General features: G+C 37.2%; 2 protein-coding genes. Both read right to left on the bottom strand.

Annotation, left to right across the window (positions count from 1 at the left end; translation table 11 throughout):
- Positions 1 to 19: 19 nt before the first annotated feature.
- On the bottom strand, positions 20 to 2,668 hold the full coding sequence (locus tag T367_RS0120780; RefSeq protein ID WP_157454348.1) for a PKD domain-containing protein: 2,649 nt from the start codon (positions 2,666 to 2,668) through the stop codon (positions 20 to 22).
- A 301-nt stretch (positions 2,669 to 2,969) separates the two neighbouring features.
- Positions 2,970 to 3,567: T9SS type B sorting domain-containing protein (locus tag T367_RS24430; RefSeq protein WP_027421544.1), on the bottom strand; the 598-nt coding region annotated here is incomplete at its 5' end.

Here is a 3,567-nt window from a genome sequence, read left to right as displayed (position 1 = left end):
GGCCATTGCTTTGCAATCCTCAGTGTCCGCTCGTTGCAACTATCTGAACTGTACCCTGACCAGAAAGTGTAGATCCATCATCCGTAATTGCTTCGTAGATATAAAAATAAACACCGTCCGAACATTTTGAACCGCTTCTGTCTGTTCCATCCCAGGCATCTTTAATATCAAATAATTCTCTTTTAATCCCTCCCCAACGGTCAACTATAACGCAATGGAATTCGCTAATTGATTTTGATTTAAACTCGAAAGTTAATAAGTCATTTGCACCATCGCCATTCGGACTGAAAATATTAACATGATTAAATTCGATTGGTTCGTACACTACTATTTTCTTGCACAACGTATCCGTACATCCATTTTTATTGATGGCGACTAAACATACATCAACGTCATAAGATTCACCTCTAGCTTCAAAAATTCTATCAATTCTTTCATCAATATTTTCACTTAAAATCCATTTGCCTTCGGGACTATCAAAATTCCAGAAGAATGTTGTGTCTGCAAATGGATTAAAAGGATTGGCATAATTCTCTGATAGGTTCACAAAATGAGCTGCTAGATCTGCGGTGCCTTTATAATTATTTGTAAACTGTTCAGATGTGATTTCAAAATTTGCACGTGGACTTAACGAATCGACGGTTATACTTCTCGTTAATGTACAACCATTTGCATCGGTAATAAGCATTTTATATTCTCCAGCGTTCAATCCTCCCCAAGTAGAATTGTTGCTCGTTTCGCCATTTTCAAGATTCGTCCAAAGATAATCATAACCTGCTGTGCCTCCCTTAGCAGAAGCTTTTACCACTCCATTTCCGTTTTGATAGCCAAATTGTCGACAATACGCCGGCTCATAATCAAATTCAACGAATTCTAATGAATCTATTTGATCGATAATAAAATCAAAAATTTCGGAGCAGCCATTTTCATCGTTAATTGTAATGGTATATTCACCTGCTCCTAAATCCCAAATAGAATCGGCTCCAATACCTGAATTTTCTGTTGGATTTGGATTCCAGATATAAGAAATAAGATCATAATCACCAGTTGCATTAAACACTTCATTTATTCTTACCCAACCTGATTCTTCACTATAACAACGCGGATTAAAAATTGTGAAATCAATATCTATTTGATCTGGCTCATTTAAAACAACAAATCTAGCATCAGTACATGGCGACTCCTCACCTATCGCATAAAAATAAATACCGGCCGGCAATCCATTTGCAGCGTTAGAATTGTCGATATTCAATATTGTTCCGTCTTCATTTGTAATTTTATAAATTGCATCTTCATCACCTCCTCCAATAATACTAATCACGATTGAACCATCAGAAAAACCAAAACAAGTTGGATTATTAATAACCACATCAATGTCAATATGCACACCTTCAATTATGATAATGGTCATTGTAAACGTTGATGAGCAACCATTTTCAGACGTCACAATTAAAGTCACCGTATAAGTTCCTTCCGCAGTATAAATATGTTCTGGATTTTGAAGCGATGACGATGATCCATCACCAAAAGTCCAATTCCATTCCGTTATATTATCAGGATCTTCAACCGTAGACAAATCATTAAATTGAATAACTTTATCTACGCAGCCACCCGTACTGCCATCACTCGAAGAAACCCCATTGGCTATAAATTCAAAATCACATACAGGAATTGGAGCTACATATAAATCGATTGACGCCGTATCTGCGCATCCAATACCAACAATTCCGATAACAGTATAAGTTTGTAGTCCGGTTTCTGTCGGCGTGTACGATGCACGATCACTCACATCATTGTCCCATGTATATCGTTCCGCCCCTTCTCCTGCAAATAACACTGAGGCTCCAAAACATATCGTATCTTCACTAACAATAGCATTAACTGTTGGTAGATCATGTACAATCACATCAATTTCCCCAAAACAATCGTTATCATGATCACTTCTTACTGAATATGTGTAAGTCCCCGCTTCGTCGATCCTAAAAGGTAAACCATCTGTCACACCATCCGACCATGTTATTGTGCCTCCGTTATATGAACTTGCCGTTAATGAAACTGTATCACCAACACAAATTTCTTCAACCGAAGCTCTCACCCTTAAAGGATCACATAATAGAGAATTAAACGCTATTTCTTGCATGGCTGTTTGATCTCCTCCATGATTGGAAAGAACAGTCATTACTATTTCATCTACTTCTAAATACTCCCTAGCGAATGGATATAATTCGCCAAAATCATTATAAGGGTACAAGACATTAATATTTTCATCTCCTAATGAAACGCCTCCTCTAAAAAATTCAAAATTTGCACGATTGACACTGTGGTTAGGTTGTAAAAATCCCTCTCTATAAGAACTTGACGCAAAAGAATTCCAAATTACCACACCGGTTATAGCAACAGCTGAAGAAAAATTCATCGCAATGGTATTCGACGTGAACTGCCAAATATAAACATTGTCGAATGCTGACCCATCGGTATAACTTGAAACAGTAGTTGTTGCGGGGTCAGTTAATGGCGTAATAATTGGATCCACAATTATATCCAACGGTTCACTTGACATATCATATATGGTCGCTGTCCCGGAAATACTTGTAGGTTGGACAAGATTGGTCTGTGCAAAAGATGCAAAACTGAAGAGATAAATAAATATGAAAAATGTCTTACGCAATTTTTTGGGCTTGTAGTTTAATCCGTTTCGGTATTAGCAAAGTATTAAGCTTCTGCAAATTACGACTCTTTTCGTATAAATCCTAACTAGATTGGTTAAAGCTTAACTTAAAAACTCAATGAATTCCGAATTCACAATTACAAAATAGCGCTCTGCTGAGCACAAGGCTCCGGAGAACAAGGCTCATTACTTACTATTATTTCCCTCCGCCAACAATCTGCACTGTTCCTTGGCCAACTAGTGTTGTACCATTGTCAGTAATTGCTTCGCTTGACACTTCGAGGCCATTGCTTTGCAATCCTCAGTGTCCGCTCGTTGCAACTATCTGAACTGTTCCCTGACCAGAAAGTGTAGATCCATCATCAGTGATTGCCTCATAGGTATAGAAATAAACACCGTCATTACATTTAGAACCATTCATATCTGTACCATCCCAAGTATCAGTAATTGCACTCATTTCTGTTTTTGTGATGCCCCATCGGTCAACAATTACACATTTAAATTTGGCAATTGATTTTGATTTAAACTCGAAAGTGAATAAGTCATTTGCTCCATCTCCATTCGGACTGAAAATATTGACATTATCGAATTCAATTGGCGAATAAACGATGATATTCTTACATAAAGTATCTGTACATCCATTTTTATTGATCGCTACTAAACAAACATCTACATCATAAGAGTCATCTCTTGGTTCATAAATTTTATCGAATGATTCGTTTAAATCTTCGCTTAAAATCCACATGCCTTGTGGACTGTCAAAATTCCAGAAGAAAGTAGTGTCCGCCAAAGGATTGAATGGATTGGCAAAGTGCTCTGACAAGTTCACAAAATGTGCATCAATCTCAGCCGTTCCTTTATAGTTGGATGTAAATTGATCTGATGTGATTTCGAAATTA

The organism is Crocinitomix catalasitica ATCC 23190, assembly GCF_000621625.1.
Classification (GTDB): Bacteria; Bacteroidota; Bacteroidia; order Flavobacteriales_D; family Crocinitomicaceae; genus Crocinitomix; species Crocinitomix catalasitica.
The sequence above is the reverse complement of the archived record's forward strand: the minus strand, read 5'-3'. Positions and strand labels throughout refer to the sequence as shown.